We start from the raw sequence: 16,982 nt of genomic DNA on the forward strand, positions 1-16,982 counted from the left end.
CAATGCATAGAAAGGAAGATCCATGGCAATCTCCAGCACCCTGCTAGGCCGTTTAAAGGACCAGACTCTCGTTCGCGAGCAGATGCTGGTTGGAGGAAAGTGGTCGAGCGAAGGGGTAAACGGCACACGCATCAACGTGCTAAACCCCTCCACGATGGACGTCCTTGCCTCTTTGCCTAGCGCTGGCCTTGCTGAAGTGCGAGCCTCTATCGATGCTGCAAAGGCTGCACAGAAGAAGTGGGCTAAGGTTTCGGCGAAGGAACGCTCGCTGATCATGCGGAAGTTCTACGAAGAGGTGGTAGCTAACGCTGAAGACCTGGCCGTAATTCTGACATCGGAAATGGGCAAGCCACTGGCGGAAGCGCGTGGCGAGATTGCTTACGGCGCTTCCTACATCGAATGGTTCGGTGAGGAAGCCAAGCGTGTCTATGGTGACACCATTCCAGGTCACCAGGCCGACAAGCGACTGCTTGTCATCAAGCAGCCGGTTGGCGTTGTGGCCGCCATCGCTCCTTGGAACTTTCCGTCGGCGATGGTGTGCCGCAAGATCGCGCCGGCGCTCGCGTCCGGCTGCGCGATCGTATTCAAGCCTGCTGCCGAGACTCCGTTATCGGCGCTTGCATTGGCGATCCTCGCGGAGCGTGCCGGAATACCCGATGGCTTGTTCAGCGTCCTCCCGACGGATAATGCAAGAATGTTTGGCGAGGAGGTCTGCTCCAACCCGGTCGTCAAGAAACTGACCTTCACCGGTTCGACCGAAGTTGGCCGTATCTTGATGGCGCAAGGCGCCCAGAAGATCATGAAGCTGAGCCTGGAACTCGGCGGCAATGCGCCGTTTATCGTTTTCGACGATGCAGATCTCGACCAGGCGGTCGAGGGGGCTATGCTTTCTAAGTTTCGTAACGCGGGTCAAACCTGCGTGTGCGCGAACCGTATTTACGTACAGAGCGGGATCCATGACAGGTTCGTCGAGAAGCTGGCAATGCGCGTGAGTGCCTTGCAGGTTCTTGACGGGTTTGAGAGCGGGGCGACGATCGGCCCGTTGATCAACGATGAAGCGGTAGCAAAGCTCTATGGTCATATCGATGACGCTGTGACCAAGGGTGCGACTGTCGTGGTTGGTGGTGACCGCGATGCTCGCGGAGGCACGTTCGTCCAACCAACGCTTCTCTCGGGTGCCACAAAGGATATGAAGGTTGCGCGTGAGGAAACCTTCGCGCCTCTGGCTCCGGTGTTCAAGTTCGATACTGTCGAGGAAGTCATCGAACTCGCGAACGATACGGAATTCGGCTTGGCAGCCTACTTTTTCGCCAACGACCTCAGGAACGTTTGGAAGGTCACAGAGGCGCTGGAATACGGCATGGTTGGCGTGAACACGGGTCTGATTTCCACCGAATTAGCGCCATTCGGCGGCGTCAAGCAATCCGGCTTCGGCCGAGAGGGCTCAAAGTACGGAATGGATGACTTCTTATCCATGAAATACGTCTGCATGGGCGGGATCGGCGCATAGCGATCGCCCAAGGGTCGCTCGCCGACTGAACTTAAAGGGGGAGAGGTCTGTTGAATAGAGGCAGGACAGCAACATCCTCTCCGCCGGTTGCGAGGTCTCAAAAGGCTGGACTTTTCTAGAGGTTTCGCGGGAGCTGTCCTACGGATCTTCCCTTCCGACCCCTTCTGGGGCCGGCCTTGCAGACGAGATTTCTGCCTGTCTTTTCGATTGTCGATCCTTCCGCCAATGCCCTACAAGGTAAGTCTTTCCCAGATAGCTTGTAGCCTTCGAAGAGGTAACACGACATGAACGAGCTGTTGCACCGTGGCGTTGTCGTTTCAACGTATCGGAGTCCTGAGCAGGAGCATGATCACCACCCGATCGATGCACGCGTTCGTCCTGAAATCGATCAGGCCGACGATGCTGCACGTGCCAGCGTGGAGGGTCAAGCGAAAGCCATTCGCGTCAACCAGCGACGCGTCAAGGTGTAGTTGTCGGCGGCCGCACCCTCAGTGTCGGTTTGACGTAGCCGCCGATCTTCGCCGGCGCCAGGCCTTTATGGTAGATCCGGATGCGTCCGGGTCATCCAGACGTCAAACGCGTAATGCAGGAAGAGATTCGATAGGATCGGGCTGACCACGCCCCCTTGCGGGGTACCACGCATCCGCTCAATGACTTCTCCGTTCTTTTCCATAGGCGCGGTCAACCATCTTTCGATGTAGAGCAGAGCCCAGTTGCATTTAACGTCTTTTCTGACCGTCTTCAGCAAGAGATCATGCGGAAGATTGTCGAACAGCTTTGATGTCGGATTCCGGATCAATCATCTGCTTGACCACCATCTGCGCGATCCGATCACTGACCGCCGGTTCCAGATCTTGTAGAGATTTCTCGCAAGGTCTTTGTCAAACATCTCCAGGGTCTCACCGTCCACCCGGCTGCACCACGGTTGGCTTTGACCGCTTTGTAAGCTTCGTACACTTGCCGCTTCTCAATCCGAAACGGCTTGTCTGTCGTACCTATCGAAGTCATCCTGTTTCCAGTTGTTCCAAACAATACGACCACCTGATCCGATCCCTTTGCTCCGGCCCCATTACAGGGCCCTCAACGCTCATACGGATCGGTCCGCCCCAGTCTCCTGCATCGGTACTCTCGCCTTACGGTTTCTCCGCTTGGGCTTCTCCCTTGGCATCAGGAGCCTGGTTCCTGCAGTTCCGGGTGAAAGCCTGTGTCCAACTCACGCCCCCTCTACGCCGGTCGCCGCCCGCCCAATCATCAGGCACCCGGCGGACTTGTCCCAGGATGACGAAACAGTCCTGGTTTCGACGACGCTTATATTCATAACGGCGCGTCTTCGGAGGGTTCACTTTCGTTCGTCTTCGGACACGCACCTGCTCGGATCTCGTCCGAACTTTTCATCCGGCGCTCACCACCACGGCTCTTTACCGCAGCAGCTCGGACTGGTTTGAGACCCGCTCCTGAAAGCCGATCCCGGAGGGCCATCCTCCATCATTCACGCAGCTTCACGTTACGGGGTTAGCTCACACTGAACTCCTTCCGTGCCTCTGCAGCACACTTTCGTCGATGAAGATCAGTTTCTCCGGATCGAGGTCCAATTGACCATCGAACCAGGCGCGCCGGCGCTTCAGGACGTCCGGTCGGTCCTGCTCCAGTGCGTGTGCGGTCTTTTTTAAAGGTTCCACCCACGGCTTCGAAGCCAAGCGCCAAGTGCGCTGCGGCTGATCTTCACCTGCCGCTCGACGGACAAGCGCTCAACCATCTCATCGAGCGTCACATCCCTACGCTCGTTGATCAACGCGACAACGAATTCCTCGTGTGCATCCACTGCCGAAGGTCGTCTCCAGCCCTGTGGCCGAGCAGTCAGCTCACCCTCTTTCGCTCTTGCAATCCAGCGGATCGCCGTCGAAATCCCAACTCCGAAACGAGCCGCAGCCTGTCGAGCCGACATGCCCGCCGCAGACGCTTTCAAAACCCGTATTCGAAGATCATCGCTCAGGGCCTGTCCCATCATCCACCTCTTCTCTGTGGAGTTGAATCAGCTTCGATGGACGCCGTCACATCACAATCGATTCATCGATCGCAGGACTTGCTCTAGGTCGCTCGTGGCGGGGCGAAACTCGGTTGCTGAAAACGATGATGCTCTTCGAACGGCGCCAAATAAAATTTTGCCGGCTGCATCCTCCTTGTAAGCGCGGACGATCCATTGGACGCCTGACTATCCTTAAAACGTCGTCTTTTTGCATTCGAGACGGGCAGGAAAGGCTTCATTAACCAACGCAACCAATAGGTATTCTCAGCTATGTCACAGACCCACAAGATTGATCTGCCGTTCGAATGAATGAAACGGCAATTGGAAGATTTGAGTAGACAAGTCGATCGTCCACCTCACCTAAAAGGTTTGCCTTTATGCCCAAGTCCATTAGACTCGCTTTATCTTTGATATTTGTTCTGCTCTCTCTTCTCGCGGCGGGCCAGGGCATCGTGAGTATCGTCAAGCTGCTGTCCATTAGGAGCAATATATCCGAAGTTGCCAGCAACTGGCTGCCATCGATCGATGTGATAAATCGGATCAATACGATCACCGGGGACTACCGCATCCTGCAGTTCAGGCTGGTGACAAACTCATCAGATTCGACGAGCCTTGCGCATAATATCACCACCTTCCGCCAGAAGATGGAGGATCTCGCGAATGCCCGTGGTGAATATGAGCCGATGGTGACATCCGGCGAGGAGCGTCAGGCCTATGACGCGTTCTCCGCTTTGTGGACGCAATATCAGGAGGATGGCGAGCGGATTGTTAAACTAATGCAGGCAGGCAAGAAGGATGAAGCATTTGCTCTTCTAACGAGTGACGCCACGACGAAACTGTATAATGATAGCGGAGCGCTCCTTGACCAGGATGTCGCAGTTAACAAGCGTGGTGGAGTCGCGGCCGTCGGAAACACGATGGGCGCCGTTTCATCGACGGTTTTGGTCACCATTCTTGCCATGGCGCTGGCAACTACGACGGGCATTATAGCCCTGCTTTACTGCATCCGGAAGATTACCGATCCGATCTCGCGGTTGACTACCACGATGGGCGTACTGGCAGATGGTAATCTCGACACTGAGGTTCCTTTCGCAATGCGCGCCGACGAAATCGGCAAGATGTCGAGAGCCGTTGAGGTATTCAAGCAAAACAGCATCAAGGCCCGCGATCTGAACGCGCAGGAGGCCGCGTTGCAGGCCAAGAGCGCCGACTTGCAGTCGAGCATTGCCGAGGTGGTGTCAGCCGCCGTAGCCGGTGACTTCACCCATCGCATCACCAAGAAATACGGCGATGCGGCTCTCGACCGTTTTGCAGGAAGCGTCAACGAGCTGGTCACCTCTGTTGACCGGGGCATCGCCGAAACTCGCCGAGTTATCTCAGCGCTTGCCGATGGGGATCTGACGGAAAACATGTGCGGCGAGTTTCAGGGAGCCTTTGGTGAACTGAAGAGTAATGTCAACGCCACCATGGCAGCCCTTCGATCCGTATTAGGCGAGGTTCGCTCCGCCGTCGACACGATCAACGGCGGAGCCGGCGAGATGCGCATCGCCTCAGGCGACCTTTCAAAGCGCACGGAACAGCAAGCCGCGGCCCTGGAGGAGACCTCTTCGGCGCTTGAGGAAATCACGGTGGCGGTAAAAAGCTCGACAGAAAGAGCCACGGAAGCCAGCCATATGGTCGATGAGGCACGCAGAAGCACCGAGCAGTCGAGCGCGGTTGTCAAAGACGCGGTCGCCGCCATGGGCCGCATCGAGCAGGCCTCGGATGAAATCGGCCAGATCATTAACGTCATTGACGAGATCGCCTTCCAGACCAATCTTTTGGCCCTTAACGCCGGCGTCGAGGCGGCGCGTGCGGGTGACGCTGGAAAGGGTTTCGCCGTTGTGGCTCAGGAGGTGCGTGAACTGGCACAGCGCTCCGCCACTGCCGCCAAGGATATCAAGGCGCTGATCAACCGGTCCGGCGACGAGGTCAAAACTGGGGTCAGGCTGGTAACGGCCACAGGCGATGCCCTTGGTCTAATCCGAGGCCACGTGATCAAGGTGAACGAGCACGTTCATACGATCTCGACGGCGGCACGAGAGCAATCGACCGGGCTGGCGGAAGTCAGCACTGCGGTCAACCAGATGGATCAGACGACCCAGCAGAATGCGGCGATGGTGGAAGAATCGACGGCGGCCACCAACCGGTTGGCGGATGAGGCTTCCAATCTGGCGCGGCTTATTGCGCGCTTCAGGCTCGACGGTTCGACTGTTGTACGGCGTGTTGCCCACCAGAACGGTAAGCCGGCCGCCTCGCCAGCGCGTGCCCTCTCCCAGAAGCTTGCCGGCGCCTTCGGCGGACGTACTACAGCCGCTGTCGCGACTAAGGAATGGGAAGAGTTTTAATGAATCATGTCATAATTCACCGCAGGATATTATCGGTTTCCATCTGGCAGCCAGCAGTTCTGCATGAAGACGACGTTGATCCCGGAAATCCGGGGGTTAGCAGAGGCGACGCCGCTGCCCCTAACGCATGTTCTCGGTTCAGGGATCTGCCGGTTCTGTCATTCCGGTGATAGAGCTTGCTGCCGAGATAACCAATCCCATCGGTCTAGCCACAGCGCCATTGTCGTCGTTGAGGTAGCAGATGGTATCATCGGCCCGGTCGTCGATCAGGTCTCTGGCATTCTATCGATCAACGGCGATCGGATCCAACCGGTTCGGACTTAGGCGCGACTTCGACCCAACCTTCAGCTACGGAATCACTCCGCTTGAACAAGGGATGGAATGCTTCCTTAGTTTTGAGCAAAGGTTTGGCACCAATCAGGACGCATCGCAGCTGCCTAGCAGACTTTTGCTTTTTCACCTTCCGCGACTGTCTTCCTTCAAGACGCGGAGTATTAACGAAATTCAACGAGAGTTCGAAGATGTCCAAAGTTATCGCAATCAATTTCGGGCAACAGGCTAAGACAGATACCCACTTAGAAAGCCACGAAGATGCACAGTCGCAGCGCCTGGAGCAAGAGCGGCTGCAAATGATCCAAATCACCAATCACCTTGAAGCACTGTACGCTCGGCTGCTGACCGTCTGTGGCGACAGACCGAAAAATTAAGGGCGCAGCGATGGTATAGCCCGGTGGAGCGCTGCGAACCACAGCGCCATCGCGAAGGGCTATTTCCGGGTCAGCTTTCGGGCGGAGAGGCCTGCGAAGCACACATAGATCGCCTATGCGGCAGAACATCGCTCATATGCACTGTTTTAGATGGCAGTTCGCCGTAACGTCTCTTGTACTCTGCAGCAAAACGGCCGAGGTGTGTGAAGCCCCACTTAAGCGCTATTTCCGAAACGCTGATTTTAGCGCCGTTTTGCAGCAGTTCCTGTCGAGCTGCGCACATACGCAAGTCTCGGAGGTGCATTGTGGGGCTGGTATTACGAAATTGTCGGAAGCCGTGCTGCAAAGTCCGCACGCTGACCTTGGCCGCAGCGGCGATATCGTTAAGGGAAATGGGTTGAGCCATATGCTCTTCCATAAACTCCATTGCCCGTTTCACGTGGCGAGGCGTGGGAGACGGAGACGGACGACGAAGTTCATCGGTATAGCGATGCATACAGCTTTCGATCAAAAGGTACTCTATCGCGTCGAGGAGCGAGCTATAGGCCGACGGGCATTGTCGCAGAGCCCCCCGGCACTGAGGCCGCGATGGGCAGACAGGGCTAGTTCTCGCATGAGCGTTCCCGCGCTCGATGCAAGATCAAGGGTCGGCTGAATTTGCAGATTTCCGCTGATCGTCCGATCGAGCATGCGAGAAAGCTTGTCACGCAAGGATTGCGTATCGATCGTCAATGACAGTTGAGATCTTATGCCATCTTGTCGGGCATTCAGCGGAGCATTTGCAACATGCGGCGACTCTACCTGTTGCCCAGACCAATGAAAGACTGCATTCCCGGACGCCGGCAGGAAGACCGTTACGACGTCAACTGGGGAATCTATCATGACCGAGAACGCCCCTTCATGATGGGCATCCGCAACGCCAAAACCATCAAGGGAAATTCGACTGCAGCGAGAGTTAAGCGATCTACTGTCGTGTTGAGCAAGGTCAGAGGACGCCAGGGGCGATGATATCAAAGGCAAAAGACGTTCGGGATCGGAGCCCTCGATAAAGTTGTCTTTCACTAAGGTCCCTTCATCGGGCTTGCTGAACAAACTTTCGGTCATCCAATATAAACCTATCTATGAACACCAACTCGCACATGCCGGGACTAGTTTTCCAAACCTTCAAAGCTCGAGACCGGATGGCGTGCGAGCGATTTTGATCGCGTACATGACCGATTCGGACCTTTGTGGAGGCCGGTTGAATCTCTCATTCCCTAGGCTTTCGTCATGGCGGATCATCACCAGCACCGACATCCACGTTCTCCCGCTCGAGATGGCCTCCTAGTTTTTCAGCGCTGCAGTTGGGAAGCCTCTAATGATGCGATGACTGGCTTCCACAAGCCTCGAACAGATTGACAGATTGTCTGATATACGTTAATGCTATTCCTGATCAAAGGCAAGGCAGCATCAGGGAAATCTGCCACGGTTCTAGTGGAGTTCCCGCACGGCAAATCAATCTAAAGATGCCTCCCAAGGCGAGGGGTGACGGGCTGCTTTCGATCGCAGCCCGTCACGGGAAGGGTGGGAGTGCTATGAGTGGGAGAGAACCTACGCCAACCGACCTTGGAGGCCGTTGAGTCGACACGGAGAAAAATGATTGTGCTGTAGGATGGCCCCACGATTTCGCCACACGCTGGTCCTCTTAACCTGCGCATCAGCATACTTCGGTTATGACGTATAAGAGAGGCACGCTCCAGGCTCAACACTCGGAGACGCAAAGACGTCGACGAGTTCTTTTGGCCTACTAAGCGAGGCGGTCGCGGCAAATATCAATGCGTAAGCCGCGCCTCGTCGCATTGAGTTGACTTTGCGCTCTTCTTAGCGGGTACGGACTCCGGGCGTCTGATTGGGCAAAAGAAGAGCTTAAGGACGAAACCTGATGATGGTCAAACAGCTTGTGCTGCCATAGGCGTGCTGTTGTCTGTGCCGCGCGAACGCGAAAAGCGCGATCAAATCGGAACGTGGCGGCGAGAGAAGACTAACAGGAAAGACCACATCAAACTCAACCGGGTGTCGGAATACCGATGCTTACGGCATTGCGTGCATGAGGCCTCAAAATGACGCCGGTCTCGACATGTGTCCGCCGAAAATCGCAAAAAAGGAATTGACAGATTGTCGGACAAAAATTTTACTATATCGCCCGCGCATTGCTTGTTCGCGGGAGACGCAGCGACGGACCGGGAGTTATAAGTGCTAAACTTGGCCAAAAATGCACAAATTGTCGACCTTCTTAATCTGCCGGAAGCGGCGACCGGCGCGTGATACAAGCGTCTCTGACTCACAAGGCGTGTCATACTCCATCGACCGAGGTACTGGTTGAACGTGACAGTGACGCCAACATTTCTCCTGGGGAAAAAGTCTGTGTCTTGATAGGCGCGTCAAATCCTGTTGGTCTTTGTTTGGCGCGCTCATTTATAGAAAAAGGCTATCGGGTCGCCGTAGGCGACGCCAATCCCGCCGACTTCGCCTCCCTGGCTGAAGGCCAGGGAAACAATTTTTTACCGGTCAAAGTCAACCCGAACAGAGACGTTTACGTCAACTCAATGGCTGACCAGGTGTATTTGCGCTGGAGACGGGTCGACGTTCTGGTGAACATAGTTTTCCGCAGAAATGAAACAACCCAAACTGTAACGGGATCGCTATCCAGCGCGAATCTGGGGCTTGATGCCGTATCCAATCTAATCAGAGTTACAGGTGCCTTTAGCTCTCGACTTCAGGGCGCGGAGCTTGCCGTAGTGAACGTCGCATGGTTCGAAGAGACGACCTCGCTGGAAGCAGAAGCCGTCCTTCAAGCGGCGTTGCGCACTACTACCTCCGCAATTGCTAGGCAATATTTCGGTTCCGGGCTGAGGATAAATGCTGTACACGCCAGCGATGTGAACTCTACGTCTTCAAGCGAAAATGACGTGCTTCGAACAGTGATCCACGCCGTGCAATTCCTGGCGAATTCGGAACTGTCCGGAAAGCTGACAGGGAACGTGCTGGAGATCGATCCTCGGTGCAGATAGATCCACTCCCACGTTCTGATCCGGCAAATCTGCAGGTATTAACCTTCCGTTAAGTTTCTCGAAAGACGCAATGGGTAAGAGGTCAAATCCTAACAACACGTAAAAAAGTTTCGATTGTTTTAGTGAAACTCTTATCCATGTTCGTTCAGGCTCAAACATTACTATTCCAAAAGCGAGGCCCCAGCACCGTTTGAGCCCTTTGGAGGTAAGTATGTTCGTCGATCGCCTGTTATCCACCTTTACCATAAGAGCAAAGGTGTTATTGGTACTTGTACCCTTGATCCTGATATTGGCGGCAGTTGGTGGGGTCGGCTTAAAAGCAACTGGCTTGCTTCAGTCTCGTCTTCGGCTTTCAAATGAGGTTCTTCAGACCTTGAGCGGGTTTCGAAGTGTCGCGGAAAGCATGAACCGCTTTTTGGCGCAAAGCTCAACGGAGTACCGAGATGAGGCGCTGACAAGTTTAAACGGGCAGAGCGCAACCATGCAGTCGCTCCAGGAAGCGGCGGCAGGTAGCGGGAGCGAAACTGGTGCGCTCGAAAACAGTGTATCGGCAATGTCCGTTATCTCGGGCAGCATCGGCCGCATGTGGTCTTTGCATAATGACGAGGAATCCGTTCGCAGCGACATTGTTTCCAACTTGTCGAAGATCAAGGAGGTCGGAGGCGCCCTTAAATTGGCTGCGGTTGATGTGCGCTCACAAGTACGCAATCAGGAGAACTCCGGGAAAACCATGCTCCGGGAGGCTACCCGCTCACTCGATACGGCATCAGTTATGCAACACATGGCGGAAGACTTGGTGAGCTTGCCGGACGGAGCGAAGCAGCCTCCGACTGTCGCCCAGCAAGGGCTTGTGATCAAAAAGTCGCTAAAAACAGTTAAGCGGGTAGTCTCGACTGCTGACGAGCAGGCCGTTACTAAAATTGAGAGGACTATCGCCAAGCTAATCGCCAACCCCGAATTTGTCGACCCTTCCACACGGCTTGCCGGCTCTGACCTACAGAGCTTTGCGACGAACCTGCGAGTGGATGCGATCCAGCACATGATTGAAGGAACAAATGCGATCCGGGCGTTGGATAAAGCGTTGACGGATTCCGAAATGCTTGTTGCGACGGCGACAACGATCGGCCAGGACGCCGATTCGATCGAAATCGAAATCAATAACCTGTTCCGTACAGCCAACGCAGAGAATCAGCAGCGCCTCGTTGAGCAACTTACAAAATTGGCGCGTGACACCGTGGCAGTTGGAGGCGTTGCCAGCTCGATATCTGGCTTCGATAAAATGCAGGAAGATCTATTCGCCCAGGTGGATTCTATCCAAGAGAACACAGAGAAGCTGGTCAAGATAGCGGAAGCCCGCCAAGCGCAATATTCTGAGGCGGACAAAACCGGTCAGGAGATCTGGAAAAACCTCGTAACTTTTGCAGCAACTCAGGAAAACGATGCTCGCAATGAAAGCAATCTTGCCCGCTTGCTGTCAACTATCGCCACAGTGTCCGGCGTCTTGGTAGCCTTGGCGGCTGGCGCCGGCCTGATGGCGACACTTCGCGCCCCGATCGAACGGATCGCGAAGCGCATGCAAGAGCTGGCAAAGGGCGATCTTCGATCGCAGATTGTCGGACGTGACCGGAGAGACGAAATAGGTGAAATGGCTCGCGCACTCGAGGTTTTCCGTGAAAATGCTGTCTCGAAGATGGACATCGAGACACGAACGGAAGCCGATAGGAAAACCGTTGAACAGGAGCGGATGGATCGTGAACGCGAACGCGCTCAGATGGAGGAGGAGGTCGCAACTGCCGTCACCATTCTAGGAGAGGCGTTATCTCGATTGGCGCGTGGCGACATCTCTCAAGAAATTGACCGCCAATTCCATCCCAATCTTGAGCCGCTGAGGCGCGATTTCAATCACTCGCTTTCGATCCTGAGAGAGACAGTGTCTCATATCGACGAGAATACCAATCAAATTCAATGGGGAACCAGCGAGCTTTTCAAAGCCTCAGATGATCTGTCGCGGCGAACTGAATTGCAAGCCGCCTCACTGGAGGAGGCTGCGGCCGCCGTCGAACAGGTGACGGTCACGGTCAGAAAATCATCCGAGAATGCCTATGAAACCCAGGCTTTCGTGTCCGTTGTTAAAGAACACGCCGAGGGTGCGGCAACCATTGTGACCGATGCGATCAACGCAATGGGCAGAATAGAAGACGCGTCCCACAAGATCGGCCAAATCATTGGTTTGATCGATACGATTGCGTTCCAGACAAATCTTTTGGCACTAAATGCTGGTGTCGAGGCGGCTCGTGCTGGAGATGCCGGAAAGGGTTTTGCAGTCGTAGCCCAGGAAGTGCGCGAACTTGCCCAGAAATCATCAGCTGCAGCCCGCGAGATTCGCCACCTGATTTCGGAATCCTCTTCGGAGGTGGCGATCGGCTCAGATTACGTGGGGAAAGCAGGTGAGGCGTTACACAACATAACGGCGTCGATCTTGAAGATTTCCGATCGGATTGATCAAATCGTCAATTCGAGCCGCGAGCAAGCGGCGTCCCTCGCCGAGATCAACAATAACGTCAATGTACTTGACCAGGGAACACAACAAAACGCTGCCATGGCCGAGCAGACAAATGCCGCGGCAAAGACTCTCTCGGATCAGACTAACGAACTCAGCGAGCGGCTCGCTTCATTCAAATTGACCGAAGATAAGTCGACGCGTCGGGTTAGGTTAGTGGCGTAAGCTACGCATCGAACGGGACTGCCACGCGTCGGATGGCCACTGTGATAGCGGCGTTCTACTGAAGGGAAATCCGCTTACGGAAGCGAAATCCGGCCTTAGGCTCTTGGTCTCCCTTTCGCCGCCCGTCTGACTGTAAAAAACCCACCTAGAGCCGATCAACCTTCAAGAGATCAACTGCTTTGCAATGCTCAGAGACACGAGAGGTATCAAATCCGTGCGCATACGTGAAATTACAAGAGCCATTATTCTAATCACCGGCTTGGTGATCCCTTCTGTAGCGGCCGCCGGTGGCCTTACGGAATTGCCGCGGGAGGAACGAAAAACCTACGAGTTGCTCGATCCAAAGTTGCCTACAGGTGAATCTGTCTTCCGCACGTTTAAGGCACAGCGAGCACCGCCGTGGAAAATTGGGTACGCATCGACATATGCTGACAATTCTTGGCGTGCGAGTATTCTTGATGAGTTCACAAACAAGATTGTTCCAGCTTTCAAGAAAGCGGGGCTGGTCTCCGAGTTCATCGTCACCCAGTCAAATCTTGAAGACGCTGTCCAGATCAGGCAGATGCGGCAGATGGTAGACGACGGCGTTGATGCAATTATTATCTGCTGTTCGAACCTCACGGCGCTTAATCCTACGATAGAGTATGCGTATTCAAAAGGAGTGCCTGTGTTCTCGTACTCTGGTTACGTAACATCGCCGTTCGCCGTCAACGCAACTGAGAACAACATGCAAGGCGGGTTTGAGGCGGCGAAGTGGCTCGCTGAAGAAATCGAAGGAAGTGGCAATGTGCTTCTCGTTTCGGGGATCTCCGGCTTTGCCTCCTCGGACAGCTTTGACGTCGGCGCAAAGAAGGCTCTGGAGTATTATCCCGAGATAAAGATCGTAGGTCATGTCGACGGGAAGTGGACAGACAAGGTCGCGCAGGCCGAGGTGCAAAAATTCCTTGCAGCGAATCCCGGTCGAATTGATGGTATTATCGTTCAGTCGGGAGCTGAGAATGGTGTTATCAACGCGGTGCGCCAGTCCGGGCGCGACATGATCCCAATCGTTCTAGGGGGCGAAGCTTCGGCAGCCTGTTACTGGCGACGGAACCCCGACTTCGTAAGCAAGAGTTTTCATTTCTGGCCGCCGCGCTCTGAGGCGGGTTTCGTATGGGACGTAATGATGCGAACTCTTGAGGGACAGGGCCCCAAAATTCAGACAATCCTGCGGCCAGCAATTCCCAGTACCATAGAGGATGTAATGGCGGATTTGCCAGCTGATTGCGATCCTAACTCTGAGGATTGGATCGAGCCGAAGAATACAGCTTGGTGGTCTGCCAGCGCTGCTGCTAAATATTTCGATAACCCAGCGGATCCGCTCTCCTGGAAGCCGGCCGATTGAAGATCGCATGCGGGGTCTGTGTGGAATGCGGTGCCTTCATGATCGGCTCTCGTGCAAGGTAGGCTGCGCTAAGGAATGACAGTTCAAATTGGGAAATGCCCGGGTCGCCTCAGGAGACATGAGACAAGCGATCCGGTTCCAACGAACATATTTGCTCCGCGGTAGCATTCTTCCTCCGGCCCTCCTCTCGCCAAACGGGACAACATACTCATTGCGCCTTTCAATCTACGTGCTGCCGCGAAGGTTGTTGCTTCGAATGTGAAAGCAAAGTTCATTTCCGACCGCACTATCCGGCTCAGGCCGACGCGCGGTTCGACGCCTTACTGACATATCTGCATCAATTTGTTGCTCGAATGATTTGGGTGGCGTTCCCGGAATTCCTGATCGGATGGATGATGCATCTGTCTTGGCCCTCGGTAAGGAGCTTCACGATGAATTCGACTTTACAACCGCTTTGGCAACGCTCCTTTTTTCAGAAAAGGCGCAATCGCCGGAGAGACGAAGCGCTGCATCATGATACCTCAGCCGACCGAGGAGCGCTGCTTGAAGCATTGATCGGCGTGTTGCCCCTCCCAATTTTCTTCAAAGATCTGCACGGTCGCTATGTCGGTTGCAACAAGGTTTTCGAAGATCTCCTCGGTCGCTCGCGCGACGAGATCATCGGGAATACAGATTTTGATCTCAGTTCAACGCAACTGGCGGAAATTTATTCTATTGAAGAGAAAGGCCTTCTTGAAAGGGGTGGAGCCCAAGTCTCCGAGCGTAAGATCGCTCTCGCAAACGGCGCCATCCTGGATGTTGTCTGCAACAAGGCAGTTTTCAGAGGTCACGACGACGAGCCCGCGGGTCTGATTGGCGTTATCATCGACATAACCGAACACAAGTTGGCGGAGCAGGAACTCAAAAACGCTCTCGAACTAGCCCAAGGGATCGTCACCGCTATTCCAGACGTTCTGTTTGAGGTCGACGAGGATGGGCGATATCTTCAGGTCTGGACCAGAAATCCCGAACTACTAGCCCAGCAGCGGGAAATGCTACTGGGTAGGACGGTCGACCAAGTTCTTGCGCCTGATCAAGCGGCTATTGCAATGGAGGCGCTTCGAACTGCAAGCAGTGAAGGAGTTGCCTACGGTCGATGCATTAGCGTATCCTTGCCAAACGGCGAGACCCGATGGTTCGAGTTGTCGGTGGCTAGACGACCAAGCGCCGATCCTGACGCCGCCACCACGCTCCTGGCATTTTCGCGTGATGTCACGGAACGAAGGCAGGCGGAAGACGCCATCAACTCCGTGCGGACGCAATTGCTAAGTGTGCTGCAAACCATTCCTGACATGGTTTGGGTAAAGAATGTCGATGGCGTACACCTGTTGTGCAATCATGCATTTGAGCGGCTGACCGGGAAATCGGAGGCGGAGGTCGTTGGAAAAACGGACCTTGAATTGTTCGGGGCTGAGAGAGCTCACATTTCCGGAAAATCTGATGAGGCCACGATCGAAGCCGGTGGCATACTTATCGACGAGAATTGGGTGGTTTCCCCGGAGAACGGTCAGTCCATTCTTCTCGAAACACGTAAACTTGCGGTCCTCGGCGCCGGGGAGAGGTTACAGGAGTCCTCGGGGTCTCTCGCGATGTCACGGAACTGAACGCCTCGCGGGAAAAAATCAGGCAAATGGCCTTTTACGATCCGGTGACTTCTTTGCCGAACCGCTTGCTGTTTAACGAGCGATTGCAAAAGGTCGTCAGTGACGCGTCGTCTCAACGTCGGCGGACAGGGGTAATGCTGATTGACATCGACCATTTCAAAGTCGTGAACGATACGATGGGTCACCCTGTGGGTGATCAACTACTCTGCCAGGTCGCTACCCGGCTTAAGAAATCTGTCCGCGATCTCGACACGGTTGCGCGTCTCGGCGGCGACGAGTTCGCGATTCTGTTGCCGGAAATCCAGACAACCGACGATCTCGATTGGGTTGCGTGCTCGATCCTCGAGAGATTCAAGGAATCTTTCCTATTGGATGGCAAGGAAGTCTACGTGTCATGCAGTGTAGGCATCGCGATCTCGCCCGACGACAGCACAGATGTCAACGATCTGGTGAAATACGCCGACTCTGCGATGTATCTTGCCAAACGCTCGGGGAGAAACAGTTTTCGCTTTTATTCGAAGGATTTGACTGTGGGCGTGGAGGAGCGCATGCAGTTGGAATCTGAATTGCGCCGCGCTATCGAGCGCGAAGAATTGGAGCTGCACTACCAGCCCAAGGTGCTTCTGGACAGCGGCGTAATGATAGGATCGGAAGCGTTGTTGAGATGGCCTCATCCCGAGATGGGCATGATTCCGCCGGTTCGATTCATTCCGGTCGCTGAGGATACCGGGCTGATCGTTGAACTCGGGCGATGGGTGCTGCGTGAAGCGTGCAAGACGGCGAAGGAGCTGAACGCCGATTGCCACCACCTGCACAAGATTGCAGTCAACCTTTCGGGTAAGCAATTCCAATGCTCACGGTTGGTAAACGAGATCGCTGCAATCCTCGGTGAAACCGGTTGCCGCGCGGAATGGATCGAAATCGAAATCACGGAGAGTCTGCTTCTCGATCGGAAGGGCGAGACCCTGCAGACGCTTCTTAAGCTGCGTCAAATGGGATTTTCGATTGCTATCGATGATTTTGGCACCGGTTACTCGGCGCTCAACTATCTAGCCCGCTTCCCGATCGACACGCTGAAGATCGATCGGTCATTCATAAATAGCTCGGACAAAAGGAACGAAGAATTGGTCAAAGCGATTCTGTCCATTGCACAATGTCTTGGGCAGGACGTGGTGGCGGAAGGTGTTGAGACCGCCGAGCAGGCAGCATTTCTCGCAGCGAACGGATGCGGTTCGGCGCAAGGCTTCTTTTACAGCAAGGCCCTGCCGAAGATGGAATTGATCGCTCTTTGGGTGCGCGCGTCCGCCACCGGCTTCGTTTCAGATCGTTACGCCGCTTCGCGATGATGAGCGCGAATAAGGGAAAATGTCACCTGTCTGATGGACGGTGATGCGGTGCGCGCTGTGAGACAACTCAACTTGAGCCTCGTCAATCTCTGAATGTCTGCGGTTTTTCGCGGAACAGGGGGCAACGCTGGGTCAACGACCATGCGTTGTGCGGCCCCGCGAGCCGCATTCTCGAATGCTCTGCTCCTACTGCGCGGCATTCGG

At 54.7% G+C, this 16,982-nt stretch carries 9 protein-coding genes and 3 pseudogenes; 8 read left to right on the forward strand and 4 right to left on the reverse strand.

Annotated elements, in window-relative coordinates; translation table 11 throughout:
• Positions 1-22: 22 nt before the first annotated feature.
• Complete coding sequence (locus tag MHI61_RS00490; RefSeq protein WP_008534338.1) at positions 23-1,510, forward strand: NAD-dependent succinate-semialdehyde dehydrogenase; 1,488 nt, start codon at positions 23-25, stop codon at positions 1,508-1,510.
• A gap of 284 nt (positions 1,511-1,794) precedes the next feature.
• Positions 1,795-1,980, forward strand: coding sequence for a hypothetical protein (locus MHI61_RS00495; RefSeq protein ID WP_004668636.1), 186 nt, complete (start codon positions 1,795-1,797; stop codon positions 1,978-1,980).
• A 68-nt stretch (positions 1,981-2,048) separates the two neighbouring features.
• Here the strand turns inward: MHI61_RS00495 and MHI61_RS32700 are convergent.
• Both MHI61_RS32700 and MHI61_RS00505 read right to left on the reverse strand, forming a co-directional pair.
• Positions 2,049-2,518 (reverse strand): annotated as a pseudogene (locus MHI61_RS32700) (reverse transcriptase domain-containing protein); the annotation flags it as partial.
• 545 nt (positions 2,519-3,063) lie between these two features.
• Positions 3,064-3,515, reverse strand: a pseudogene (locus MHI61_RS00505) (transposase); the annotation flags it as partial.
• A 398-nt stretch (positions 3,516-3,913) separates the two neighbouring features.
• Between MHI61_RS00505 and MHI61_RS00510 the strand changes: the two are divergent.
• A complete protein-coding gene (locus MHI61_RS00510; RefSeq protein ID WP_012489469.1) occupies positions 3,914-5,923 on the forward strand; it encodes a methyl-accepting chemotaxis protein in 2,010 nt (669 codons plus the stop codon).
• A 521-nt stretch (positions 5,924-6,444) separates the two neighbouring features.
• A complete protein-coding gene (locus MHI61_RS00515; RefSeq protein WP_004673279.1) occupies positions 6,445-6,630 on the forward strand; it encodes a hypothetical protein in 186 nt (61 codons plus the stop codon).
• A gap of 70 nt (positions 6,631-6,700) precedes the next feature.
• Here the strand turns inward: MHI61_RS00515 and MHI61_RS00520 are convergent, their stop codons facing one another.
• Positions 6,701-7,036, reverse strand: coding sequence for a helix-turn-helix transcriptional regulator (locus MHI61_RS00520; RefSeq protein WP_239789243.1), 336 nt, complete (start codon positions 7,034-7,036; stop codon positions 6,701-6,703).
• 113 nt (positions 7,037-7,149) lie between these two features.
• Positions 7,150-7,734 (reverse strand): hypothetical protein, encoded by a 585-nt coding sequence (locus MHI61_RS00525; RefSeq protein ID WP_239789244.1) that lies wholly within the window; start codon positions 7,732-7,734, stop codon positions 7,150-7,152.
• Between the two features lie 1,304 nt (positions 7,735-9,038).
• Here MHI61_RS00525 and MHI61_RS00530 point away from each other — a divergent pair.
• From MHI61_RS00530 to MHI61_RS00545, 4 genes and pseudogenes are all read left to right on the forward strand, one after another.
• Positions 9,039-9,680, forward strand: a complete 642-nt coding sequence (locus MHI61_RS00530) for an SDR family oxidoreductase (RefSeq protein WP_239789245.1) — start codon at positions 9,039-9,041, stop codon at positions 9,678-9,680.
• A 211-nt stretch (positions 9,681-9,891) separates the two neighbouring features.
• Positions 9,892-12,405 (forward strand): HAMP domain-containing methyl-accepting chemotaxis protein, encoded by a 2,514-nt coding sequence (locus MHI61_RS00535; protein WP_008534365.1) that lies wholly within the window; start codon positions 9,892-9,894, stop codon positions 12,403-12,405.
• A 184-nt stretch (positions 12,406-12,589) separates the two neighbouring features.
• Positions 12,590-13,789 carry an ABC transporter substrate-binding protein gene (locus tag MHI61_RS00540; protein ID WP_008534366.1) on the forward strand — a complete coding sequence of 400 codons (1,200 nt, stop codon included), beginning with the start codon at positions 12,590-12,592 and terminating at the stop codon, positions 13,787-13,789.
• 431 nt (positions 13,790-14,220) lie between these two features.
• Positions 14,221-16,778: pseudogene (locus MHI61_RS00545) on the forward strand (EAL domain-containing protein).
• Positions 16,779-16,982: the final 204 nt, after the last annotated feature.

This window comes from Rhizobium sp. K102, from assembly GCF_022385315.1.
GTDB lineage: Bacteria > Pseudomonadota > Alphaproteobacteria > Rhizobiales > Rhizobiaceae > Rhizobium > Rhizobium croatiense.